Annotated in this window: 18 protein-coding genes; 4 read left to right on the forward strand and 14 right to left on the reverse strand. The window is 38.3% G+C overall.

The window, feature by feature from the left end; all coding sequences use genetic code 11:
* Positions 1-143: 143 nt before the first annotated feature.
* Positions 144-293, reverse strand: a complete 150-nt coding sequence (locus tag JIV24_RS22490; RefSeq protein ID WP_234445879.1) for a hypothetical protein — start codon at positions 291-293, stop codon at positions 144-146.
* A 278-nt stretch (positions 294-571) separates the two neighbouring features.
* Between JIV24_RS22490 and JIV24_RS18575 the strand changes: the two genes are divergently transcribed.
* Positions 572-2,983: a TonB-dependent receptor gene (locus JIV24_RS18575; protein WP_200466579.1), complete on the forward strand. Its 2,412-nt coding sequence runs from the start codon at positions 572-574 to the stop codon at positions 2,981-2,983.
* 220 nt (positions 2,984-3,203) lie between these two features.
* Positions 3,204-4,904, forward strand: coding sequence for a DEAD/DEAH box helicase (locus JIV24_RS18580; protein WP_200466580.1), 1,701 nt, complete (start codon positions 3,204-3,206; stop codon positions 4,902-4,904).
* Between the two features lie 84 nt (positions 4,905-4,988).
* On the opposite strand, the gene JIV24_RS18585 is transcribed toward JIV24_RS18580, so the two are convergent.
* Together JIV24_RS18585 and JIV24_RS18590 are read right to left on the reverse strand one after the other, a co-directional pair.
* Positions 4,989-5,849 carry a DUF6599 family protein gene (locus JIV24_RS18585; RefSeq protein WP_200466581.1) on the reverse strand — a complete coding sequence of 287 codons (861 nt, stop codon included), beginning with the start codon at positions 5,847-5,849 and terminating at the stop codon, positions 4,989-4,991.
* A gap of 21 nt (positions 5,850-5,870) precedes the next feature.
* Complete coding sequence (locus tag JIV24_RS18590; protein WP_200466582.1) at positions 5,871-7,061, reverse strand: aldo/keto reductase; 1,191 nt, start codon at positions 7,059-7,061, stop codon at positions 5,871-5,873.
* 275 nt (positions 7,062-7,336) lie between these two features.
* On the opposite strand from JIV24_RS18590, the gene JIV24_RS18595 reads away from it, so the two are divergent.
* On the forward strand, positions 7,337-9,424 hold the full coding sequence (locus JIV24_RS18595; RefSeq protein WP_200466583.1) for a S9 family peptidase: 2,088 nt from the start codon (positions 7,337-7,339) through the stop codon (positions 9,422-9,424).
* Positions 9,425-9,583: 159 nt separating this feature from the next.
* Positions 9,584-10,750 carry a DUF418 domain-containing protein gene (locus tag JIV24_RS18600; protein WP_200466584.1) on the forward strand — a complete coding sequence of 389 codons (1,167 nt, stop codon included), beginning with the start codon at positions 9,584-9,586 and terminating at the stop codon, positions 10,748-10,750.
* Positions 10,751-10,823: 73 nt separating this feature from the next.
* Here the strand turns inward: JIV24_RS18600 and JIV24_RS18605 are convergent, their stop codons facing one another.
* The 11 genes from JIV24_RS18605 to JIV24_RS18655 all read right to left on the reverse strand — a co-directional run bounded on the left by JIV24_RS18605 (position 10,824) and on the right by JIV24_RS18655 (position 24,737).
* Entirely contained in the window at positions 10,824-12,350 is a 1,527-nt protein-coding gene (locus tag JIV24_RS18605) for a sulfatase (protein WP_200466585.1), read from the reverse strand.
* Positions 12,351-12,455: 105 nt separating this feature from the next.
* A complete protein-coding gene (locus tag JIV24_RS18610) occupies positions 12,456-12,887 on the reverse strand; it encodes a bacteriohemerythrin (RefSeq protein WP_200466586.1) in 432 nt (143 codons plus the stop codon).
* Positions 12,888-12,965: 78 nt separating this feature from the next.
* The gene (locus JIV24_RS18615) at positions 12,966-14,684 is read right to left on the reverse strand and encodes an aminotransferase class I/II-fold pyridoxal phosphate-dependent enzyme (protein ID WP_200466587.1); all 1,719 of its coding nucleotides are present in this window, start codon (positions 14,682-14,684) and stop codon (positions 12,966-12,968) included.
* A 115-nt stretch (positions 14,685-14,799) separates the two neighbouring features.
* On the reverse strand, positions 14,800-16,260 hold the full coding sequence (locus JIV24_RS18620) for a sialate O-acetylesterase (protein WP_200466588.1): 1,461 nt from the start codon (positions 16,258-16,260) through the stop codon (positions 14,800-14,802).
* A gap of 164 nt (positions 16,261-16,424) precedes the next feature.
* On the reverse strand, positions 16,425-17,792 hold the full coding sequence (locus tag JIV24_RS18625) for an alpha-L-fucosidase (protein WP_200466589.1): 1,368 nt from the start codon (positions 17,790-17,792) through the stop codon (positions 16,425-16,427).
* Positions 17,793-18,680: 888 nt separating this feature from the next.
* Positions 18,681-19,007, reverse strand: a complete 327-nt coding sequence (locus JIV24_RS18630; protein WP_200466590.1) for a DMT family transporter — start codon at positions 19,005-19,007, stop codon at positions 18,681-18,683.
* Between the two features lie 375 nt (positions 19,008-19,382).
* A complete protein-coding gene (locus tag JIV24_RS18635) occupies positions 19,383-19,949 on the reverse strand; it encodes a YdeI/OmpD-associated family protein (protein ID WP_200466591.1) in 567 nt (188 codons plus the stop codon).
* A 48-nt stretch (positions 19,950-19,997) separates the two neighbouring features.
* Positions 19,998-20,684, reverse strand: coding sequence for a hypothetical protein (locus JIV24_RS18640; RefSeq protein ID WP_200466592.1), 687 nt, complete (start codon positions 20,682-20,684; stop codon positions 19,998-20,000).
* 390 nt (positions 20,685-21,074) lie between these two features.
* Positions 21,075-21,314 (reverse strand): hypothetical protein, encoded by a 240-nt coding sequence (locus JIV24_RS18645; protein WP_200466593.1) that lies wholly within the window; start codon positions 21,312-21,314, stop codon positions 21,075-21,077.
* A 90-nt stretch (positions 21,315-21,404) separates the two neighbouring features.
* Positions 21,405-23,681, reverse strand: a complete 2,277-nt coding sequence (locus JIV24_RS18650; RefSeq protein WP_200466594.1) for a S41 family peptidase — start codon at positions 23,679-23,681, stop codon at positions 21,405-21,407.
* A gap of 42 nt (positions 23,682-23,723) precedes the next feature.
* A complete protein-coding gene (locus JIV24_RS18655) occupies positions 23,724-24,737 on the reverse strand; it encodes a S41 family peptidase (RefSeq protein WP_200466595.1) in 1,014 nt (337 codons plus the stop codon).
* Positions 24,738-25,612: the final 875 nt, after the last annotated feature.

Here is a 25,612-nt window from a genome sequence, read left to right on the forward strand (position 1 = left end):
TTTCGGCTGATTTTATCGCCTGAAAATACTAATACACATCTGTATGTCAAAGTTTTAATTTATAGAAGTCCCCTTAATGTAATTACCAACAAATTCGGTAGCCAAAGCTCTATGCTTATCTTTTTTATCAAATCTAACGGCTGTTAAGTAGCAACAACATTCCATAGCGGCATCAAGCGCTTCAGCTTCTTGTGATTCATCCTTAACATCAATATCAGCCAGGTATGAAAATCCTGCGCAAATATATTTAAAGCAAACATCAACACTAACAAACTTAAACTATAACGTTTCATTATCCTTAATTAATAATTTTTAAATCAAAAGTATTGAGATAGATACGAACACTTAGCTAAAGGTTGATTATATTTTGACAAATAGATAAAAGCGTATGACTAAATAAGATGTTAATACGACTAAGCATTCAATAACATGTGTATGAAACAGATATACTCAACTCTATAAAACAGTATATTTGATAGAAGTACTTTCACCAAATTAACTCATGAAAAATCCTATATTTGCACGATATTTGCTTAGGTTGCAGCCATCTTATAATTCTTTTATCTGACAGATGATTCGATTTTCACTACTAGTCCTTATATATACTTTTGCTATTTCGTCAAGTTCTCAAACCGTTCAGGTAAGAGATACGCACACGCATCAACCCCTCGAATTAGTAAACATTTTCTCACAATCTGAGCAAATTAACACCATTACAAACATGAAAGGTCAAAGTGACCTTCAATCCTTTGTTAACATCAATGACATTACCTTTCGTTTAATTGGCTACGAGACGGTTACCTACAGTTACAATGACCTAAAGAACAAAGGTTTTAAAGTACTAATGGAACAGATTGAACTATCTCTTGATGAAGTAGTGGTTTCTGCCACCAAATGGAAACAAGGACGAAGAGAAACCCCTGCTAAAATCTCCGTTTTAAAGCCTAAAGAGGTCAACTTCTTAAACCCACAGACGGCAGCTGACTTTATTGAAATGACAGGCGATGTTTACATCCAGAAAAGCCAAATGGGTGGCGGAAGCCCAATGATTAGAGGCTTTGCAACCAATCGCGTTCTTATTGCTGTAGATGGTGTTCGCATGAATAATGCCATTTTCAGAAGTGGCAACATTCAAAATATCATTTCGTTAGATCCCTTTGCCACAAACCGTGCCGAAGTCATCTTTGGTCCAAGCTCGGTTATTTATGGCAGTGATGCCATTGGTGGTGTCATGGGTTTTTATTCATTTGATCCCATTGTTTCGCACGAAGATAAAAGTATCCTTAAGGCAAATGCACTAACGCGTTATTCTTCGGCTAACAACGAAAAAACCGGGCATTTTGATTTTAACCTGGGCTTTAATAAGCTAGCATCTTTTACATCAATAAGTTATTCAGACTATGGTGATTTAAAAATGGGAAAGAACGGTCCTGATGAGTACTTACGACCTCAATATGTTGAGAGAATTAATAACGAAGATCTAATTGTAAACAACAACGAACCTATATTACAAGTTCCATCTGCATACAATCAATTAAACCTGATGCAGAAGTTTAAATACATACCTAATGAAAAATGGAAGTTCAATTATGGCTTTCACTATTCATCATCATCGAACATACCCCGATACGATCGACTGATAATGACAGACGATGATGGCAAATTACTGTATGGAGATTGGTACTATGGTCCACAACAGTGGTTGATGAATAATATAAACATTAAACATTCTGCCTCTAACAACTTTTTCGATCATCTACAGATAATAGCTGCACATCAATACTTTGAAGAAAGCCGTCATAATCGTAAAATTCACAAAGAGAATATCAAACGCCGAACAGAAAAAGTTAATGCCTTCAGTACCAATATCGATTTTGAAAAACAATGGAAAGATGGTGATAAATTCTTTTATGGACTTGAGTTCATTGGCAATAAAGTGGGCTCACAAGGCATCGAAGAGAACCTGATTAATAACGATACCAATCCTGCTGCATCACGATATCCCGATGGCTCCACATGGCTGTCGGCAGCTGTTTATACCAGCTATTTGAAGCATGTGAATACCAAAACAAACCTTCAGGCTGGCTTACGCTATAACTTCGTTTATTTAAATGCTGACTTTGATAATTCATTTTACGATTTTGACTTTAAAGACATTACGATAAACACTGGGGCACTAACCGGTAGTTTGGGCATTATACATACTCCTAGTGAAAACTGGCAGTTAAGCAGCTCGCTTTCCACTGGTTTCAGAGCGCCAAACATTGATGACGTTGGCAAAGTGTTCGATTCAGAGCCTGGCGCAGTAGTTGTGCCAAACCCGAATTTAAAACCCGAATACGCCATCAATGCCGAGATAGGTGCTGCAGTTGTGGTCGTTAAAAAATGGAAGATTGATTTTGCTGCCTATTATACTCACTTAACCAATGCGATGGTGCGTCGCGATTATCAACTTAATGATCACGACAGCATTATGTATGATGAAGAGTTTAGTCGTGTGCAAGCTATTCAAAATGCTGCTAAAGCATTCGTATATGGTATTCAAGCGGGTATCGAATACAAATGGAAAAGTGGCCTTAGTGCTTCTTCGCGTTTTAATTATCAAAAAGGTGAAGAGGAATTAGATGATGGGTCTTTTGCACCTCTTCGACATGCCGCTCCCTGGTTTGGAACAACACACCTGAGTTACGAAAAAAACAAAGTGCGTGTAGATTTGAACGCCCAGTACAATGGCGAAGTAGCTTATAAAAACATGCCCGATTCAGAAATTGGGAAAGCATATTTATATGCAAAAGATGCTAATGGCAACCCCTATTCGCCAGGATGGACAACAATAAACTTTAAAGCCCAATATGCTTTCAGCCAATCAACCATTGTTACGGCTGGCGTCGACAACATAACCGATGAACGCTACAAAACTTATTCATCAGGCATTGCAGCACCCGGAAGAAATTATATTGTTTCGCTAAAACTATCATTATAATCGCATTATGCAGATTAATTCTAACGGCCTAAAGTTAATTAATCACAAAATATCACCCCCACAATAGCCATTAGTACCATTTATCCAAAAATCGATCTATCTTTGCGCCTCAGTTAAAATAAGGACCACTCCGGTCACTTTCAGTAGCACAGTCGTAGCGTCATTGCTTAATCCGGGAACAGCTGCAAGAACGTGGAAGCGGGTGGATAAAAAGCAAATTATGCAGACATTTAAAGAAACAGGACTTCCAGAGGAAATCCTAAGTGCTATTGGTGAGCTTGGTTATGAAACACCAACACCTATTCAAAGCAAAACAATTCCTGAGATTTTAAATTATGGGAATGACCTAATTGCTTTAGCACAAACCGGAACTGGTAAAACAGGAGCTTTTGGCTTGCCAGTTATCCCGCAAATCAAAACAGAAGAAAAGAACGTACAGGCATTAATCTTATGTCCTACTCGCGAACTTTGTCTTCAGATTACCAAAGATCTTCAGAAGTACGCTAAGAACTATCGCGACCTGTTTATCACACCTGTTTATGGTGGAACAGAAATTCGCACCCAGATTAAAGCACTTAAGCGTGGTTCGCACATTGTGGTTGGAACACCAGGTCGTATGAATGACCTAATCAATCGCAAAGCCATTCAACTGGGCGATGTTCGCTGGTTAATTCTGGATGAGGCTGATGAAATGCTTAACATGGGATTCAAGGATGACCTGGAAAGCATTATGGCACAGACCCCTGAATGGCGTCAAACATTACTTTTCTCGGCAACAATGCCACCTGAAATTGCACGTATGTCGAAAAACTACATGCAGGAACCAGTAGAAATTAGTGTAGGAACAAAGAATCAGGGAGCTGAAAACGTGGAGCATCATTATTACATGGTACAAGCTCATGACCGTTATCGTGCTCTAAAACGTATAGTTGATGTTACACCTGATGTATATGGTATTATCTTTTGCCGTACACGACAGGAAACAAAAGATATTGCCGATAAATTAATGGCTGATGGCTATAATGCCGATGCTTTACATGGTGATTTATCACAAGCACAACGTGATTTAGTGATGCACCGCTTCCGTAAGAAGCACCTGCAATTACTTGTTGCTACTGATGTAGCAGCTCGTGGTATTGATGTAAATGACCTGACTCACGTTATCAACTACAATTTACCTGATGATATTGAGGTGTATATTCACCGAAGTGGTCGTACAGGACGTGCAGGAAAAGAAGGTATTGCAGTTACCATTATTCACTCACGCGAAATGCATCGCATCAAAGCCATTGAGAAAATCGCTAAGAAAAGCTTTGAGCGTAAAATGGTACCGAAGGCTGATGAGATTTGTGAAAAGCAATTATTTCACTTCCTTGATCGCGTTGGTAAAACAGAACTAGAAGAGTCATCTCCTGTAAATGCACTATTACCAGCTTTATATGAGAAGTTGGAAAGCATTGATAAAGAGCAGTTGATTAAGCAGTTTGTTGCTGCTGAATTCAATCGCTTTATGGAGTATTATCAAAATGCACCAGACCTTAACATCTACAAAGAAGAACGTGGTGGTAAAGGTGGTCGTCGTGAAGGACGCGGAGGGCGCGATAGAGGCAATGCTTCATTCAGCCGTTTGTTCCTTAACATTGGTAAAACGGACAAGCTGACTTCGGGCGAAGTCATTGGACTTATCAATAGCAACATGCGCGGAACAACCGTAAAGATTGGAAAGATAGAGTTGCTTCGTAACTTCTCGTTTGTTGAAGTAGATAAAGAGTATGAGCAAGAGCTAATTACCAAGCTTAACAAAGCTAAACTTAAAGGTAAAAAAGTAAGCCTTGAAGTAGCATCGCCAAAACCATCTGGCAGAAAACGCGACCGCGACGGAGGTGGCAGACGCCATGGTGGCGGACGTCGTCAATATTAAAAAAAAGCTTGATACAGAATAATAAAGCCGCTAAACGATATGTTTAGCGGCTTTTATTTTGTGCCAGATTTATTAAAACACTAGTTACCTAATTAATGCCTCAAAAAGCACTTGATGCGAATCCGGATTCTTTGCATCTAACATCCCAGCTACTCTCCCCTCTTTATAGTAGATTTGTACTTTACCTAAATACGGATCATCAAAACTATAAGTCTTTTCCTTTAGCTTCTTCTTATATTTTAAACGCTTGAAGTACTTCTCCATTAATGCGCGACAATTTTCATCACTTGCCTCGTAAACGAACAGCCTGAATGACTCACCTTGATGCTCATATTTAACGGTACAAACGCCATTAAACCCAGAAATACCCATAAAATTCTCAGGCATATAACGTTCACTTAAAGCTACTCTCCCATTTTCAGGGAACAACTCGAACTGATGAGGCATGCCACAATCGGAGCAAATGCTTTGTGCTACAGCCTTTGCAAAAGCCACAAAATCAGCTTCGCCCACTTCTGGTCTGCTGTTATATACTTTTACATAATAATTATCGGCCAAAAAGAATACAGCACCACTTTCTAAAAAACCTTGTGCACCAATCTCTTGCAACTTGGCACTCTGCGGACGTTCCTCGGAGTAAATACCAAAGGTCTTCAGCTTATCACCATGTCGATACAGCTCAAGCGTTAACATTTGCCCGGCTTCATTTTTATAATCTACAACCCATAAATCCTGAAAATCATAGCCCAGATAAAAATCTGAAGCGCCATTAATATAATCATATAAATTATCTCTTGAGTAAAACTGTTTCTCCCCTTCAATACTCCATCCATCTAGCTTTGTAAATTCCCCGGGGTATTCTTGTGCGAAAACAGTTCCGCCAATAAGAAGTAATGCTAGTAGTAATTTGTTGATTCGCATATCTGTTCTTTGTTGTATATTCATTTTTTATAATGCCCTATTAACTTAAACGATAAAATCATCCGGCACATCCATCAATCGACTAACACTTTGTACTTTTTCGCCAACGGCAAAACTTTTTACACACGTCACAGTACATTCATTACAGTTTGAACATGGGTCGTTAACCATGCCCATACTGGCCAACAACTCCTTAGCTTTACCCATTTCTCGATAGCCATAAGTGTACATGTATGAGCGCATTATTTCCGGAATAGGCAGATTCTTCTGACACTGTCCGTCACACTGGCTACAGGCATTACAATATAACCCTGCATACTCGCGTGCAAATTCTAAATCCTTTGCCTCCTGCTTTGTCATCTTTAATTTCTCCATCACACTCCAGCTTTCCTCAAGCTGATCGATGGTGGTAAAACTCGGAATAGAGGTACAAATATTTTCATTTTGCAATGCCCACTTTAATGCTGCTTTTGTATTTACAGGGTCATTCTGGTCTTTATCCAAAAATCCACCAGCCATTACTTTCATCGCTATAAAACCAATGCCTTTGGTTACACCTTCTTCAATCGCTTTATTAATCTCTTCGCGATGATCCTGCTTAAAATTATAAGCTGTTAATACCACATCATAGATACCAGCTTCAATTGCAGCACGAATCACTTCCGGTTCATTTTTGTGAGTTGATACGCCAAGCCATCTACACTTACCTTGCTCCTTGGCGATTTTTACAGCTTTAATAATTTCAGGATGCAATACTGACTGCTTTGTTGAAACTGCGTGAACATACAATAAATCTACCGATTCAACCTGCAATCGTTCCAGGCTAATATCAAACATTTTCAGAAAATTCTCAGCAGTACAGCCCTCACCAATCAAACCTGTTTTGCGATCCATATCATCGGGCAAAACTTTAGTAACCGTTAATAATTCGCGAAGCTCATGTCCATGTAAGGCTTCGCTGAGCATGCTTTCGTTTTTTCCTTTTTGGTACACATGCGCTGTATCAAAGTGTTTAACCCCTTTGGCCAAACCGGCTTTCACCATGGCTCCATCTTTCATGGCGCCCATGCTAACAATAGGTAGTTTAACACCAGTGCGTCCAAGAGTCCGATAAATAACTTTGGCTTTCTTTTTTGATTTCGCCTCGGCAGTATGAGACAACAAAGTAGCTCCGGCTAGTCCGGCAGCTGTCATCTTAAGAAAATGACGACGGTCGTTTTTATTCGTTTTGTTCATGATAATGGGTTTTGTAAAGGAATAGGTAAGGTAGGCAAATTACGCCATAGAAAACAGTGTAAAATACGAGTAACTAACTATTTAGGATAATTCAAAATAACTTACAGCACTGAGAGTTGAGAACATTTAATTTGGAGTTAAACAACTAAAATCAGCACATAAAACACTAAACTCATCAACCCTGACAAAACTCAAATACAGATAACAAATAACTTCTTAACTTAGTCGGAACGAAACGCAACAACAAAACAGTTCAATTATAAATCGTATTTACCATGAAACAATTTGCTTTCTTAGCATCGCTTGTTTTTCTGTTAGGCGCTTGCTCTGCTCCTCAAAAAACAGAAAAAGAAGCCACATTTACCAACCGCAACATAAAGGTTGACAGTGAAATTATGACCCCGGAAATCCTTTGGTCGTTTGGCCGTGTGGGTAGCGTATCTGTATCGCCAGACGGGCAAACAGTTGCATTCACCATCTCGTACACTAAAATTGAAGAAAACAAAACGTATTCTGACATATACACTATGCCTGTTACGGGTGGCGATTTCACACAAATAACCACAACTAAAGGAGGTGAGTTTGAAGTAAGCTGGCGCCCTGATGGTGCTAAAATATGTTACTTATCAGCTGCTTCGGGTGATGTTCAATTGTGGGAGATGAATCCTGATGGCTCGCAAAATCAGCAAGTAACAAAAATTGAGGGCGGCATTGAAGGCTATAAATACTCACCAACAATGGACAAGTTGGCCTATTTAAAAAATGTAAAACTAGATAAGACGGTACTCGATCTGCATCCAGATTTAAAATTTGCCGATGCACGAATTGAAGATGATTTAATGTATCGCCATTGGGATCACTGGGTTGATCCAACATATACCCATGTACATTACATTAAATATGCCAATGGTGCCACAGTTGGTAAAGGCACCGATATAATGAAAGACGAACGCTTTCATTCTCCTAACAAACCTTGGGGTGGCATGGAACAAATTAACTTCTCGCCTGATGGTAAAAGCATTGCCTATACCAGCAAGAAGAAAGTAGGTATGGAAGCTGCCTTCTCAACAAATAGCGATATCTACGTATACAATATCAAAGAGGGAACAACCAGTAATTTTACTGATGGCATGATGGGTTACGACATTGCTCCTACCTATTCTCCTGATGGCAAATACATGGCTTGGGAAAGCATGGAACGTGATGGTTACGAAGCCGATCAAAATCGCTTATTCATCATGAATTTAGCAACTTTTGAAAAGAAAGATTATACGGCTGATTTCGACCAGAATGTACATGGCTTAACATGGACACCAGACAGCAAGCATATCTATTTCACGAGTGAAGATAAAGGCTCAAAAGAGATCTTCCGTTTTGATATGGCGGACGAAAAAATAAGCCAGGTAACAGATGGCATCCATAACTACAACTCGGTAGCTATTGCTGCCAACGGGTTAATTGCCACTCAAACATCGATGAAGCACCCGACTGAAATCATAAGCATTGATGCAGAAACAGGTGAAGGCACTAACATCTCAAAAGTTAATGAGCCTTTACTAGGTCAATTGAAAATGGGTGATGTTGAAAAGCGCTGGATTAAAACCACCGATAACAAAGACATGTTGGTGTGGGTCATCTATCCTCCTAACTTCGACAAGAATAAGAAATACCCTGCATTATTGTATTGCGGTGGTGGTCCACAAAGTATGGTAAGCCAATTCTGGAGTCTGCGTTGGAATTTCCAGATGATGGCGGCCAACGATTACATTATTGTGGCACCTAACCGACGTGGATTACCAGGTTTTGGACAGGAATGGAACGAGCAGATTAGTGGAGACTATGGTGGCCAGAATATGAAAGATTACTTTTCGGCCATTGATGCAGTAGCTAAAGAACCATTCGTTGATGAAAATCGCCTTGGAGCAGCAGGTGCCAGCTATGGTGGCTATTCTGTATACTGGTTAGCCGGAAACCACAACAAACGATTTAAAGCATTTATCTCACACTGTGGCATCTTTAATTTTGAGCAGATGTACAGCACTACTGAAGAGATGTTTTTTGTGGACTGGGATTACAAAGGCAACTATTGGGATAAGAGCAATAAAACGGCTATGCGCAGCTATGCTAACTCACCACATAACTTTGTAAAGAATTGGGATACTCCAATGTTAGTGATTCATGGAGCTAAAGATTTCCGTATTCCTTATACACAAGGCATGGGAGCATACAATACAGCCAAAATGGTTGGTGTACCAGCTCGCTTCCTTTATTTCCCTGAAGAAAACCATTGGGTACTGCAGTGCCATAACGGTATTTTATGGCAACGCGAATTCTTCCGCTGGTTAGATACATACCTGAAATAGAAGAAAACAACAGATTATAGACAAAAGACAAACCCGCTTACTTAATTAGTTAGCGGGTTTTGTCTTTTCATTAAGAAAGTTTTTAAAAAACGTTAAATATTTAGAAGGAGCAAAATCATTATTCATCTTTGCCACATATCACACACAAACGTTATTTTAATGGAACAGAAAAATAGAATAGAGGTAGTAGATGCCTTAAGGGGTTTTGCTATATTGGGTATTATGCTATTGCATAGTATCGAACATTTTAATTTTTACGTTTTTCCGAGTGCGGAATCACAACCGGCATGGCTTAGCGCTTTAGATACGGTAGTTTGGGATTCTCTCTTCTTTATGTTTGGGGGTAAAGGCTATGCCATCTTTTCAATACTGTTTGGTTTCACTTTTAGCCTGATGATGGCCAAGCAGATAAAACAAGGCAAAGATTTTGGATATCGCTATTTATGGCGCCTACTTATATTAGTTGGTTTTGCCATTTTTAATGGCTTTTTCTTTCCTGGTGAGGTACTAATGCTTTATGCCTTAGTTGGTGTGGTATTGTTTTTTGTCCGTAACCTGCGTCATCAGTTACTCTTAATTATTGCTTTCATCTGCCTGTTACAGCCTATTGAGTGGTGGCATTATATCCAATACCTAACAAATGCCGATTATGTACTTCCTCCTCGCCATGGAGGCCAGTATTGGAAATTATTGAAAGAGGCACAATTGGGCGATTCATTTTTCAATCAAGTAAAAGCAAATACGCTATATGGCCATAAGGTAAGTTTGATATGGGCCTTTGAAGTAGGTCGACTGGTACAAACAGCTGGCTTATTTATTATTGGCTATTGGCTCGGTAAAAACAATAAGTTTGATGATAAGGCCAATAATCGTCGTTTTTGGTTAAGAACCTTCATCGCCGCCACCATAATATTCGTTCCTTTTTACCTTTTTCGATTAAATATCAATGCTCTTTTTGATGCTAAAGAACAAGTTCAATTAGTTCGTCCTATTGTTGAAATGCACCGAAATATAGGTTTTACCTTCATGATGGTATCCGCCTTTATCCTATTGTTTAAAACGTCATTTTTTAACAAGTTGCTTGGTGGCTTAAAATATCCCGGACGAATGAGTTTAACTGCTTATGTGATGCAATCCATTATTGGTGGTTTTGTATTCTTTGGTTATGGATTAGGCATTGGACCAGAGGTACGCCATACAGTTTCATTTGGCATTGGCATTGTACTATTTACCATACAGTTTTACGCTTGTAAATACTGGATTATTAATTACAAACAAGGACCACTTGAGAAACTATGGCACAAACTAACATGGATAAAGTCTTAAGACGAAAACATTTAGTTTTTAATAGAATATTTAAGACCCGCCAAATAAACAATTGGCGGGTTCTTTTATTACATTAATAAATGATTTCAGTTGGCAATTTTAATGTAAGTGCTACACCATCCACTTCAGGATAAAGGGCATTTTTATCAAGCATCTCATCGTGTAATAATTCCATCATCAACTTAAGCTGCTCTGGCTTCTCCTTAGCCAGATTATGAACTTCGAAAGGATCATCCGCTAAATTAAATAGTTCGTAACGCTCGGGACTTTCTATCGGATAGTGGTAAATAATTTTCCAATCAGCGTCGACTAAACTAGTGAAGTAGTTAGTACGGTGATTACCATGCGGAAAATGATTTAGAAACCGTTCTGTTCGCTCACTGTTTGACTCACCTGCTAATTGCTTCTGTAAAGCAAAACCATCTAAAACATATTCGTCAGCAACACCTGCTTCTGTTAATTGACAGATGGTTGGAAAAATATCTAGTACACTTCCTAATTGTTGCTGTATGGAGTTTGTTTCAATAGGCATTAGCTGTTGAACACTACTCGTATTATCAGGACTTACCCACGCTGCAATAAACGGAACGCGCATACCTCCTTCCCAATGGTTTCCTTTTTTTCCTTTTAGTGGTGATGAACTGCTATATTCCTCATTTCCCAAAGGAGCATCAGAGCCATTATCACCCAAAAACAAAATCAAAGTATTTTTTTCCATGCCTAATTCTTTCACATGGGCCATGATATCACCTAATGACTTGTCAATCCCTTCTATTAAAGTTGCATAAGCCTGTGCTCTTTCTGATTTTCCTGATTCTTTATAGTTATCGGCAAAACGGGGATCGGACTGAAATGGTGCATGAACAGCATAATGTGCCATATGCAGAAAAAATGGTTTACCCTCTTCTTTGGCCTGAGTGATGGCTGCATTCGCTTCCAGTGTGAGCGCTTCCGTCAGAAAAGTCTCTGTCCGGTGGTATTTCTCCAAACCAGGAACGGCTCTTGCTTTTTGACCTTTGATATGACCATAGCCATCTTCACCATAATAACTACCCGGATGTCCAAAAGAATTACCTGCAATATTAACATCAAAGCCTAGTTTAAGAGGGTCTTCACCATCGTGAGCTATGGGACCAAAGTGGGCTTTCCCAACATGAATGGTTTTATAACCAGCCTGCTGCAATTGACGAGGCAGTGTTACTGATTCACTATTTACCCCCTCCCAGTTCCAGTTCTGCGGACCAAACTCAGTGCGATTATTACGTTCCGAGCGAATCCAGTTTGTAGAACCATGACGAGCCGAATTCTGACCAGTCATGATTGAATTTCGGGTAGGTGAACAAACAGAATGGGCATAGAAATTCGTAAAGCGAATGCCCTGACTGGCCAATTGCTCCATATTGGGCGTACGGTAGAAATCATTTAAGGGATATTCGATCGGCGTACCTTCAGTATCACACATAAAGGGCACCGAGGTATCCATTAAGCCCATATCATCCACCAGAAACACGATAATATTAGGAGGTGCTACTTCTTTGTTCCCACATGAGCATAAGCCAATCAATAAAAAAATGGCTAAAGACAGTATTAATTTATTCATAATGTATTGTATTTGATGCGATTGTTTAAATAAGGTAATATTCCAGTTCTACATTCTTTTTATTTATCTAACCTAGTTCGTATTTCTTCTTATTCATTGAGTGATTTAAAGATTATAACAACTTTCAGTAAGATCGATCTGATTTGCTTCTATGTAGGCTTTAATCTTAATATCCTCAACAGCTGTATGTTCAACAAACCACTCAACTAAGAAGCGATAAAAACCTGTGAAACCAATACTGGAATACCGGCTCACAAAAAAGCTTTCCAGTAATTTATGGTGCTCAGTACAATGATTGTTATAATCGGGATATCCGATAGAAACCATCAGGTTTTCTTCACTTTTAAAATGAAAAATGGCATACTTTTCTAATTCATCGATTATACGCAATAGTTCCTCTTCATTTCGTCCTGTATCAAGCGCTTTTTTAAAGGAATTCATCAGCATAATAAACAACTTATGCTCAGTATCAATACGGGTAACATTTGTATTGAAGGAGCTACGCCAGGCAATGACTTCCAAATTTTGACTACTCATAGTAATTTAAATTTTATAGTTTTTTTTTGATTATATGTTTATTGTGTGCATTAGATAAAACATAAACAAAGCATATCATCAGGCATGCACACAAGCCAAAACTTCTTGCAATATTTTTAGCATCTGATTATTTGTATCCCTATCCTTTATGGCAATTCTAATAATATGGTTTCCAATATGACTGCCCATATTTGAAACATCACGTAGGTAAAGACCTCTTTCCCTGCACTTTTCGATTATAAACTCAGCATTTGGGCCGTCAAGAGGAAGGTGACACAAAACATAATTAGCCACTGAAGGCGTTACTTCTACAAAATAGTTTTTCGATAATTCATTGATGAATTCATCTCGTAAGATATGTGTTTCAGCATAACATTTTTCATAGTACTCCTCATCCTTTAAGGCCAATATGGCGGCATATTGAGCCGGCAAGCTAACAGCCCATGGTGGCGAAACCGATTGTAGTGTTTCTAGTTGATATGGTGAAGCACATAAATAGGCTGCACGCAAGCCACTCAGACCATACACTTTTGACATTGACTTACAAACAATCACATTTGTACTTTGGGCAGCATAGGTCTCAAGAGAATTATTTTTACCAACATACTCTATATATGTCTCATCAATCCAAACACGCGTAGTGGAAGGTATTTGCTTCAAAACTGTTTCAAGCTGCCTTTTTGAAAGGTATTGCCCTGTTGGACTATTGGGGTTAATCAGTACAATTAGATCATAACACTCTTTTGCCTTGCTAATGAGAGCCTCAATATCAACTGCATATTTATTTTCTTTCAATAATTCCAAGCGGTCTACCTGACACCGAATAACTTTGTCTAAGATATGTGCATATTCTCCATACGAAGGATCTAATATCAATACACGAGACGAGCGTGTCAACCATTCTTTAAATGCCATAAAAATAAGATCCGATGAACCTGCACCTGGAAGTATATTTTCGTTTTTCACGCCTCTGTATTTTGCAATACACTTTGCCATGCCTGCACTATCTGTGGGTGGTGAGGTCTTACTAATCCATTTAAGTTCAGCTTCTAGTGCACTTATTACTTTTGGCGATGGATCAAACCAGGCATCCAACACATCGGCATTTATGATATTCTCTTTTCTATGTAGCGCATCGAATTCATTTCCTATCGCTTCAAAGGATGATCCACCGTGATAACAATTGGCAGGTTTAAAAAAGCTAATACCAATATTCCAATCACACTGTTTTTCCAGCTTTAGAAAAAGCTGTTTATAATTGGTTTCAATAAAAGTGTTTAACACCTCTACATTGCCATACAATAGTTCGAAACAAACCTCTCCTGACTGCACCGTCTTATTCATGGCTTTAAAGCCCAGCTTAACATACATATCCAGCAAATCGGTTTTACCTATCGCCATTATGCTGTCGCCTCCATTAGATTGAATCCATCTAAACGCTCCCCACATCAAAGCCAAAGCAATTGGTTTACCTCTATGAGCTTTAACAACCGTCAATATCCTCATTTCGTACAAACCCTCATTAGCTACAAATGGAAGTTCCTCACGATCGAAATATTTATCAATGGAATAAAGGTTTTTATCAGGCGCTGTAATACTAATAAAACCAACAATATCATCATCAATTTTGGCTATAATATATGTATTAAAGTCATCTAGTTTGTCACGCAAAATACCGGATTCATTCTCTGAGTGTTGTCGAAGCTCAGAGCCAAATACATCATGTCTAAGATGATATATCCTATCCCTATCCTTATCTGTAGCAAGTGAAATAGCTATCTTGGAATTATCTGTCATTAGCTCATTATTCTATGAAGCATCGTTTAAGATTCAAGTCAAACTCAGATTATTCATGTTGTAACGGAAAAAACTCAGAGCGACTATAATAGTGGGTAAACAAGTCAATACTATGCTACTCAACTACATCCTTTACACGTGTCGCATCTTCCCAGCTATCAGTTCTGAACGATGAAGCAGGCAACAGGTTAACATCATATAGGGTACCTTGCACCCAGTTACACCAGGCATATCTAACGGCTACAGGTTTAGGTACCTTGTTACTTTTTACTATTAGATCTTTACGGTTGATTATTTTGGCACTAGCCGGATAAAACACCTTGTCAGCTCCTGCTATTTCAAATCCACTTAAGGCCTCATAGGCAAACACCCCTGTTTCGGCATGTTTAAATTTCAGAACAATCCCATCATCTTTCACCTCTTGAGATTCAAAGACTGGCCCGGCATAATCCACGGTTGTCATACCATAGGTCTGATTCAGAGCATTGAATAATAATCGATCGGCCACTTCCTTCTTTTTAGGCGGATGAATACAATGATCATCACCAACATCCATGGTAATGGCTATGCCTGAATTGGGTATCAAACCCACACACTGCAGTTGTGCTTCGCGTATAAAAGCGGAATTATCTAGTCCTTGAAATGCTTCGTTATTGCCATAGATAAAGGGTGCAATCTGCGTAAAGTAAAACGGAAAATCACCTATCCCCCATTGTGATCGCCAATCCTTTACCATGGCCGGGAACATCTTTTTATAATTCTCTGGCTCACCTCGATTACTTTCACCCTGATACCACAATGCGCCTTTTATTGTATAAGGAATTAAAGGGTGTATCATAGCGTTAAACAAAGCCGTAGGTATGCGATTAGTCTTTTGATCGATATCAACATTCTCCAGATTCACCTCCTGAAATTCACTCATCACCTCCTTACTCATCCAGGCCTGCACCGAACTACCACCCCAAGAAGTATGTATCATACCAACAGGCACATCCAAAATTTCCTGCAATTGCTGGCCAAAGAAATAGGCCACGGCACTAAAATTCATCACACTCTGCGGTGTTGCCTCCTGCCAGGCTGTATATTTCTCAAGTTCATTTAACGGCTCTTTAGCCCCCACGCGTTCAACTGTAAATAAGCGTAAATGAGGGTTGGCCGATTTGGCAATGGCCATATTGCCTCCAAAAGTTGGCTGCCCGTTGTACCCTTTCAATGGCTGCTGCATATTCGATTGTCCCGAGCATAGCCATACCTCGCCAAATAAGATATTATCCAAAGTTATGTCCGATTCCTTGCTTTTGATGTGAATGGTCTGTGGCGATTTGCTGCCCGTTGTAATAACCTCAGTGTACCAGTGTCCTTCATTATCTGCCTGAATGATTATTTTTTTACTCAACCATGAAGTGTTTATCGCTATTTTCTCATTGGCATTGGCCCAGCCCCACAATTTGACAGATGCATTGCGTTGCAAAACCATATTGGACGATACGATGGCTGGCAGTTTAACCTTAGCTTCAACTGATTGAGCCAAAAGGTTACAGATAACTAACAGCACTACTGTTATGAGCTTATTCATTTTTTTCATAGTTTTTTAGTCTTAATATTCTTAATAACACTGTGGCATTCCCTAAATTCACATTAATGACCTCGTAAATTTCGGCATAAAATCGATTCGATATTTCCTTAAAATGATGTTCATAACATAATGGCTTATCAGTACTGAAGCATTAAACTTTTAATCTAATTTAAGATGATTTCTATAACTGGTATTTCAACCGGTGGTTTATTAACCGGCAGTATCAGGTTCACATCTCCTTCAGCTAGTTCCTGCTTTATCCAATGCCCCTTAGGAGCCGCCATCTTTATCTCAGAAGCATCGTGTAAAAATTGCACATACTTTATCTTGCCCTTCATTCCTTTCAAGGTGTAGTTCTGCAATGGGTAATCGAGCAAATGAATGTACAAGCGCTTGCTATCAGGATTATAGGTCAATAATGCATTATCTGGTACCTCAAAAGATTCAGGTGCCTGAGTACAGCCATATATTGAACGACTATTGAATTTCATCCAATCGCCAATTTGCCCTAAAGCCTCTTCTGCCCGATAATCAATTGTTCCGCGCCCTGTTGGTCCAACATTTAATAAAATATTACCACCTTTACTTACCGACTCTATTAGCAATACCAATAGTTGTTTATTGTCTTTCCATGTCATCTCATCGCGGTAATAGCCCCACGAACCACTAAATGTTTGGCATGTTTCCCAAGGTATTTTTTCACCATTATAAGTTGGCCACTCGTCCACTTTAAATTGTTCGGGTGTTGTAAAATCCCATCCGCCCCAATATTCTTTTAAATCAAGGCGATCATTGACGATTATCTCGGGTTGCAGTTCACGCACCAATTTTATCAATTCAACAGCCCCCCAATCATCGCGGCCCTTGCCAAATTGACCGGGGAATGAATAATCGAGCCACAAAATATCAACCTTACCATAATTGGTCAATATCTCAGTCACCTGATTCTTTAAATATTTACGGTATACCGACAAATCACGGTTTTTATTTAATTCATCATACCCCTTCTGGTTTTTAGCACTTTGCGGATGCACACGATCCACGGTATAATCAGGATGATGCCAATCGATTATCGAATAGTAAAAACCTATTTTCAAACCCTCAGCTCTAAATGCTTCTACCCACTCTTTTAATGCATCTTTACCATAAGGTGTATTGGTGACCTTATATTCGGTATACTCTGAGTCAAACAGTGTGAAACCCTCATGGTGCTTAGTGGTAATAACGGCGTACTTCATGCCAGCTGCCTTAGCCATTCTGGCCCATTCTTTAGGATTATACAAATCGGGATTAAAATTTTCGAAATACTTTTGGTAGGTATCGTCATCAATGCGTTCATTCTTTTTTACCCATTCGTGCCTGCCGGCTAAAGAGTAACTACCCCAATGGATAAACATGCCAAATCGGTCGTGTGTCCACCAAGCCAAACGTTCTGTTTTTTCTTCTTTGGTTTCGTCCCAAATCTTTTTATCCTGGGCGGTGGCTGTTATAAAAAACAGGCTTGTAACAAAAATGCCTAATAATGTTTTCATGATAGCTAACTATTAACTTGAGTTTATTGTCATTAATGTATATAGCAAAATGCTAATCTTCTTTTAGAGTATGGTTCACAATCCAATCAATAAGTAAAGTTTGAACACGAAACATCAGGAAAATATTGCTTTTATCGTATTCCATTTATTTTTTTTGTATTGATAGTGTATTCGTCATAACCCAGACAAGGCTGACGCAGTTTTCAATTCGTTTGTTGTTACCCCAAGCCTAATCTACTACAAATATTGGTTTCTTCATACACCAGACTATCATTTTCTGAGTAGTCATATGTGAATCTTCATGCATTTAGTTTGAATATATTTATGAATCGACTCCTTTCAACACTTACTTCAAATAGAAATTAACATAGGAGCACCAATAATTCTTCTGCTCAATAAAAGCGTATAGAAAAGCATTTGCTTAAGCAGCATCTTTTAATCCTGTTACTTTTGAAATAATTTGGCTCAATATGATATTTAATGGGTAATACTCTTACTATCACCCTGGGGTTTTCAACCCCAAACCCCGACTTCATTTTTTATTCGGAAGTGTTTGTCTTCATCGGCCCTCATGAATAACTAAAGTAATTTCCATGATGAAAAAACGCAAGCAAAAAAATCTTTGGCTACGCCTGCTAAAGCTCATAAAACTACGGTTGAATGACTGGAATCGTTTAAACTCACTTCGCTCGAACAGAAAACGATTCTTAAACGTCATATACAACCTTGTTTTATGGCTTACCAGCCAAGGCCGTAAGGTAATTCTTGGCCTTACCTTCTCTAATCCACACAGAACCAACAAATTCCTCCTTTCCCAGAAAGATATGCTCAGTAATAATCGGGACATCGTTTTTTGGTGGCCTTTCGGATCATCATCACATCCAACTATTAATTAGCAACATATTTTAGACCTACAATGGAGGCTATTAATGTGGTGATAAAAAATATTCGCCAGAAAGTTACTGGCTCTTTAAACAAGAATATCCCAACCAAAACAGTACCGGCAGCACCAATACCAGTCCAAACAGCATAGGCTGTACCAATGGGTATTGACTCACTGGCTTTCATTAATAAAAGCATACTAATGCTTAAGCTTACAACAAAGCCAACATACCACCAGGCTGCCACACTTCCAACAGATAGCTTGGCCTTACCCAGGCAGGTGGCAAAGCCTACTTCAAACAATCCGGCAATAATTAATAGCATCCAGTGCATAGTTTAAAAATTTGAGTTAAAAAAAACATAATTGCCCTAATTAATTTAATCGCTTGGGCTATCCGCCCAAACCGGACTTACTTTTTTAGCTTGAACTAAAAAACTAAGGAAAAAAGTTCAAGGCTACACCCGCTTCACTCAAAAAAGCTACGTTTGATTGACTGAAATCGATTAAACTCAACTTTTCTCATTCCTCAAAAAGTCTCAAACAAAAATCGATTCTTAACCGTCAAATCAAACTTGCTTTTTGGTTTACCGGCTGAGGCCGATTCCGTAACAAGATTTTTAGAGCCTTGAATAAAATCGTTTAGGACGCTATTCATAAAGTATCAATTAGTACTTCTGCAGGTTAAAATAAAATGAAAACTTTTAATTTCAATAGTATTTATCAATGCCACCAAATCCTTTAATCAATTTATTACCCCTTGTTTTTCCAATGAAGTTAGTTAAACGTTTTTCAAACTCGTCAGGTCTTTTTCGTGCACTATCGATATAGGCAATTCTGATACGTTTGTAGGGCTCCGAAAACTTCTGATAATTCTCCCACACTATACTTTCCGATTTTAAGGCCTTAATAATATCATCCGGAAAAGTGAATTCCTGATGAATTATTTTTCTTACATCATTTTTGATTGAATTATGAATCAAATCATTATCATAAAGCCACTTTAAGCGTTCGATGTTTGGCTGTGAGAAAGATGAGTTTTTTCTGCGCTTGCAAAACCGCTGAATGGAAATTTCTTCGTTCAGTGATTTAACTGTACTGTCAATCCACCCAAAACAGAGGGCTTCTTCAACCGCATCATTGTAAAGTATTCGTGGTTGGCCGGTTTTCTTTATAGGATACTCCAACCAAATATCATTTTCAGTCTCGAAATTTGACTCGAGCCAGGTTCTCCATTCTTTTCTGTCAATAAAATATTTAGTTGATGGTTCGTTCATTGCATCTAGTATAAGTTGAATAACTATGACATGCCCTCTTCATGCCCTTTAATTAAACCTAAGTGGAATTGAAGCGCCAATATGAAAGTTAAAAGAGTTGATGCCTTGTTCTATCTCGTTGTCATAAGCCGTACCACCACTATCTAAAACATCTCTTGCTTCATCTGATAATACATGATTAGCCCCAAAAATATCGTAGCCCATCTCAATAAAGAAATATTGAAGTTGCAAACGATAGCCTAACATTAAACCTGGCCCTTTGCCCGACATTATTTCAAACAAATCGGTATTTGGAACATCATCAGGTCGAAAGGAATTGTCCTCATAGCGATAGTCATAGGATGACCAGGTATAATTTAACTCACAAAAATTATACATGCGGACTTTCTTATTTTCAGATTCAAAGATGGCGAAGCTCCCCTGAACACCCGTTTTTAGCAAGGTTAATAAATACGCATTTGAATCGCTGTAGTCTTCCTTGTGTTTAAATTGCCGGAAGTTAAATGTCGGTGCCCAGGAAAATTTCTCTGATGCTGATTCAAACCTAAATCGTAAACCAAAGTTGAAAGCATTATTGAGTTCAGTGTCGATACTATTCTTTAGAAGGTGAGAAAACCCAATTTGAGGCTCAAAGAACACGCGCCGCTTCTTGACTAATTCTTTTTCTTGGGAAAACACTGTAGTTGAGCAAGCAGTAAAAAAGAGTAGAATAATGATGTGGTGTAAAGGTTTCATAAAAATGAGGATTTGATGTATTAAAGTATGAATATGATCAATATTGTCCTAATTAATTTCATCGCTTGGGCTATCCGCTCGACTTACCACTGAAACAATTAAGAATACTCAATTCTCAATCGTTCCGATGATGTCAAAAACTAAGGAAAAAGCATCAAGGCTACACCCGCTTCACTCAAAAAAGCTACGTTTGATTGACTAAAATCGATTAAACTCAACTTTTCTCATTCCTCAAAAAGTCTCAAACAAAAATCGATTCTTAACCGTCAAATCAAACTTGTTTTTTGGTTTACCGGCTGAGGCCGGTTCGTAACAAGAAGTTTAGAGCATAGAATAAAATCATTTAGGACGCTATTGGTATATGTTGTTTTTTATTGTTCTCACTAACGCTTAAGCGCAAATTCGCCTTTCCTTATTTCTCTGGTAATTCATATGCATCTTGATGACCGAAACAGTACTGCTTAGCATCAGAAAATACATCAATAGGTAGGACTTTTGAAACGGTTTCTCTGTAAATAAATCAGTCATACTAAGCACCAGTAATACCATGGAAATTAACCATACGGCAGTAATGATAATCAGGTTCTTTTTTGAGGGGTGTTTAAGGATATTGTTTTGTGTTGGCTTCATAGCGTTATTTTATATTAAAGTAAGGCTTCTTACAAAAATCATAGCCATCATGTGTGGTGGCTATGATTTTTGTTAATTGTTAGTAACTGGCTATTCTGCTAATTCGAGTGCTTTTTCAAGAAATTCATCTATTCCGTCTCTCACTCCTTCAATCGTCTTTTCAACTCTAACATCGGGGATAATGCCAATGCCATGGTGCTGGCTACCATCGTGCTTTAGCACTTTCATGCCGGTCCATGAAATTCTGTAAGCTCCATTAATTTCAAATGGATTAACATTGCCATTTGTACCGGCAGACGGTTGGCCTACTATTGTGGCCAGATCATAGCCCTCAATAAAGCCTAAATAACTTTCGGCATAACTGATGGCCTGTCCGTCAATAATGAAAATCACCTGCTTATCGCCCAGATAAGGCTTTTGGGTTTTTATGAACCATCCATGTTTTTCATAACTACACACATTTTTGTAGTCGGGATAAATGATTTGAGGCACCTGCATCCAGGCATCACTCGTATCATCGTCCTTTAACAAGTGCGATATAAGGGCATGGTTACTATTGGGGTAACCCCGTAAATCGCATATGATGGCTGAGGATTTTTCTAGGGCAGACATGAGCTCATTAATGGTGTCCATTTCGATGATATCCAGATTTAAATAAACGATACTACTGTCATTATAAAACCTGTATTTATCCGTTTTTACATCACCACTCTTTAGTACTTCATCTTTAGAGTAAGCTCTGGTTAATACATGCTCGCGGGAGTTAAGGCCAATGGTTATTGTGCTCCCCTTTTTTCCTGCCAAACTTTTATTAATAGCCTTGTAGTTTAACCAGCCCTCATTTGCGGCCGATATTAAGCTATGGGTGTTAGCAAAATAATCTGATGGTGCTTTTCCATCGATGCTTTCAACAACATCGCCTCTTTTAAAGGGCAAGCTCTTATCTTTTACATGCGTAATAATCAGCTTTCCTTCCACCCACTCCCATAATATAGGTGGAATATGATTGTAGTTGTATTTGCTACCCACATTCACATGTCCATCCCGGAGTTTAGCTGTGAACCTGAGCAATGTGTTTTGGTGGTCTTCACCATTCTTATCAGCGTATGATTGCTTTAGCGCACTTAGCAACTCCGCTTCCCAGTTGACATCTACAACATCGAAATACGGATAAAAATGTTTAAACAAATTATAAGTATTCACAATGTTACCAATCCTGACATATAAATCGTCAGGCGATTCTTTTATTTTGGAAACCTGGCTGCTTAGCTTTTCCAAGCTTTGTTTATCCGCCGGCGGGTAAGTCTCCGTTTTATTGCCAAACACAAGCAAAGGTATCTGGCAATAGACACCATCTGTTATTTCTTCCTCAATTATTTCGCCCACTTCCGGTTTACAGTCAAAAAGCTGCTCGCCTTTATTAACACTCGTCTCTCCTTCGTATTGGATCTTCACAGCCTTGCTGCCTGATTGCTTATCCTTGCTCTGGATTTTAATGGCATAACCATCTCCAAGCCCTCTCCACTTAGCATCACTTTTTCCATTTGTTTTTAAGCCCTCAGTCTCAAAATCTTTATTCGTTACAGGGAACTCAATCCACGCGTTATCTTCTTTATAACTCAGCTTAATATTATCTACATATAAAGTTCCTTTCCCCAAGAGGAAGCAACCAATAACAATGCCCTGCGCTGTTGAATCAACCCGCCCTTCTATCTCAAATTTTGTCCATTTGCTATCGGTAATCGGATTGTTTCGTGAATTATTGAAAAAGCCCACCTTTCGCTTGCCCAAATCAACTCTAATCCATGGCTGCCCCTGACCTTCACTGCCATCTTCTAACCTTGCCCAGCCTTCATATTTAAATTCTTTTCCGCGTAAGTCTTTGGGCTTAATCCAGGTCATTAAATTGCCAAATTCAGCACTCTTATCTACCTCGGCCTTTTTATTAACCCTAACACTTTGATAGGGATTGCTCTTTTTGTTGGCATACAAGGTATTAAAACCCACACCCTGATGTTGCCAGTAAACCTGCTTGTAATCCTTTATATTTTCAGGAGTGATTTGCTCAGCCTTATAAGGCGTTTTATTGTCACTCAATCCGAATTTAATTGTAGGCGCAATGGGCAAAAACACCTTATTAAGCGCTTCAACCAGCTCTTCATTGTTCTTACACTTCTCAACTTCTGCCGCGCCATAGGCCGAAAACTTATTCCAATCTACTGCAAAAGCTTCATCACTTGGATGAAAATACTTGACGTATCCATAGGCTCTGGTAAAAGCTTGCAAATTTTTAATGGTCTGACTGTTTTGAGCAGTGCAAAACTGCAGACTCAGGACGCTTAATAATAATACTAGTTTAGTTTTCATATCCATTTGTTACAGGCTTTCTTTAATATGTTATCATAGGTACTATTCCCATTTTTGAATGTATTCAAGCACTTGTTCAATTTGGTTTTCAGGCCTTAAATAAAAGTCGGGAGACATACCATTAGGGTCAATTTTATTATCAGGTAAAGTTTTTACCCTGGTGGTTGGTGCTGATATGTATAATGAGTCCTTGATAACCTCAAAATGCCGACAGTTACTGTAATCAAACGAGCCACTTGTATTTTCACCAAAGGTTTTGACTTTAAAACTTTGTTTTGCACACAATACAAATTGCTCTGCGGCACTTCCGGTCTTTCGATTCATCAAAACGGCCACATTTTTAGGAAATTCATTGGTGGCCTTGTACTTGTATAATTTCAAATACTCTTCTTTACATTTTATCCAGGGAGCCGATACAAATTGGTTTTCATACAAAGGGTTCCATTCTTCCATCTTTGTAATATCCTTCATATGCTTCCAATTATCAGGAGTAGCCAGGAGATCAATATTTCTTACAAACATATCATTGGTTGCAATAATGGGTAAGAGTTTATCGAATGAACTGTCTCCACCACCGCCATTATTCCGAATGTCGATGATTAAGTTTTTATGTTGAGACATGGCATCATAGGCTGTCGCAAGCAAACTATCAACATTTATCTTATTTGAAAATGAGCCAATTTTCAAGTAGCAGGTATTGTCGTTTACTACTTTGAACTGATACAATTCTTTACGATGCTTATTCAATTGGTGCTCAAAATTACTTATGTTAAAATTAAAACTATATAAGTGTCCGTCATTAAAAAATTGAAGATAGCGATCAACATGCGCTCTTAACTGTGTCGTATTGTTTATTGATTGGTTGATTAAGTCGGCTTTAAAAAACTCATAAGGAACCCTCTGATTATCGACTTTGTTTGAAAAGCCGGCATAATTCTTTTCTATATCTGCTATTACCTCAAGTAACTTATGATCGTAGGTGGTTTGAGCTACTAATTGATTTGAGAAAATTAATAGAGCGATTAAGGTATTTCTGATTTTTAGGGATAGTTTCATAGGTTGTTTAGTTTATTCTAATAGGTGGTCGCATAGTCCTGGTAGCTTAAGCTGAGAACTTACCAAAGTATTCGAAAACTGGATGCGTTATGGTAGCATGTTATTGTAGCCAGTTTTCACTTTTTATATTCTCAAGATACTTGTTAGCAAATCAATGTATCTTCTACTATTGAAATTTTGAATGCGGCTTATTGGGAACATTGTATGTGTATCACCATTTTTTAATTCCATATAAACAGTGTTCTGCATATATCTTTTAAATATTGAAAATCCGAAATTGTTGCTCCTAAGCCTAAACTGTCTAATTTCTCCAATCGAACATGTAATATTCTCATAAAAATGTTTCCCAAGTGGGTCAATATTCTTAATAGTTAAAGTCATGTTTTCAAAATCTATCTCTGCCTTATTCAGCTTATTAGTTATTCGAATTCGTTCAATAATGTGAATTACGGCTGTAATAAAGAGAAAAATTGGCAATATGAATATGAATACATTGACGATTTCAGATATTCCCATTTTTTTTAACGCGGCTTCAGGTAGAAGAAATATTGACAACGAGAATAATACTATGCCCAGAAGCATAATTTCTTTGATTATAAAATGAATTGAAAAAAAATAGCTAGCTCTTGTTATAAGACAGTTTTCTTCAACTAATCTAGAAATTATTACAAAATTATTGTTCATATTTTCAAGTTCAATAATTTCTTGTTCCCTATTATGGCCTAAATATTTGTAATCTTTTGCGTCGATAATCTATTATTTAAGGTTCTTTAGTGTCGTCTTATGGGTAATGGCTACAACGGTTGGCTAGATGAAGCTGATTGGCAATTTAACGAAATGAAACCTCCAAAACTCAACTGAGCCAAATCTTTTAT

This window comes from Carboxylicivirga marina (assembly GCF_016612505.1).
GTDB classification, from domain to species: Bacteria; Bacteroidota; Bacteroidia; order Bacteroidales; family Marinilabiliaceae; genus Carboxylicivirga; species Carboxylicivirga marina.

Bases quoted from the DNA above. Each gene is read 5' to 3' on its own strand.
- JIV24_RS22490 (WP_234445879.1), bottom strand. From the start codon at position 293: ATGAAACGTTATAGTTTAAGTTTGTTAGTGTTGATGTTTGCTTTAAAT.
- JIV24_RS18575 (WP_200466579.1), top strand. From the start codon at position 572: ATGATTCGATTTTCACTACTAGTCCTTATATATACTTTTGCTATTTCG.
- JIV24_RS18580 (WP_200466580.1), top strand. From the start codon at position 3,204: ATGCAGACATTTAAAGAAACAGGACTTCCAGAGGAAATCCTAAGTGCT.
- JIV24_RS18585 (WP_200466581.1), bottom strand. From the start codon at position 5,849: ATGAATATACAACAAAGAACAGATATGCGAATCAACAAATTACTACTA.
- JIV24_RS18590 (WP_200466582.1), bottom strand. From the start codon at position 7,061: ATGAACAAAACGAATAAAAACGACCGTCGTCATTTTCTTAAGATGACA.
- JIV24_RS18595 (WP_200466583.1), top strand. From the start codon at position 7,337: ATGAAACAATTTGCTTTCTTAGCATCGCTTGTTTTTCTGTTAGGCGCT.
- JIV24_RS18600 (WP_200466584.1), top strand. From the start codon at position 9,584: ATGGAACAGAAAAATAGAATAGAGGTAGTAGATGCCTTAAGGGGTTTT.
- JIV24_RS18605 (WP_200466585.1), bottom strand. From the start codon at position 12,350: ATGAATAAATTAATACTGTCTTTAGCCATTTTTTTATTGATTGGCTTA.
- JIV24_RS18610 (WP_200466586.1), bottom strand. From the start codon at position 12,887: ATGAGTAGTCAAAATTTGGAAGTCATTGCCTGGCGTAGCTCCTTCAAT.
- JIV24_RS18615 (WP_200466587.1), bottom strand. From the start codon at position 14,684: ATGACAGATAATTCCAAGATAGCTATTTCACTTGCTACAGATAAGGAT.
- JIV24_RS18620 (WP_200466588.1), bottom strand. From the start codon at position 16,260: ATGAATAAGCTCATAACAGTAGTGCTGTTAGTTATCTGTAACCTTTTG.
- JIV24_RS18625 (WP_200466589.1), bottom strand. From the start codon at position 17,792: ATGAAAACATTATTAGGCATTTTTGTTACAAGCCTGTTTTTTATAACA.
- JIV24_RS18630 (WP_200466590.1), bottom strand. From the start codon at position 19,007: ATGCACTGGATGCTATTAATTATTGCCGGATTGTTTGAAGTAGGCTTT.
- JIV24_RS18635 (WP_200466591.1), bottom strand. From the start codon at position 19,949: ATGAACGAACCATCAACTAAATATTTTATTGACAGAAAAGAATGGAGA.
- JIV24_RS18640 (WP_200466592.1), bottom strand. From the start codon at position 20,684: ATGAAACCTTTACACCACATCATTATTCTACTCTTTTTTACTGCTTGC.
- JIV24_RS18645 (WP_200466593.1), bottom strand. From the start codon at position 21,314: ATGAAGCCAACACAAAACAATATCCTTAAACACCCCTCAAAAAAGAAC.
- JIV24_RS18650 (WP_200466594.1), bottom strand. From the start codon at position 23,681: ATGAAAACTAAACTAGTATTATTATTAAGCGTCCTGAGTCTGCAGTTT.
- JIV24_RS18655 (WP_200466595.1), bottom strand. From the start codon at position 24,737: ATGAAACTATCCCTAAAAATCAGAAATACCTTAATCGCTCTATTAATT.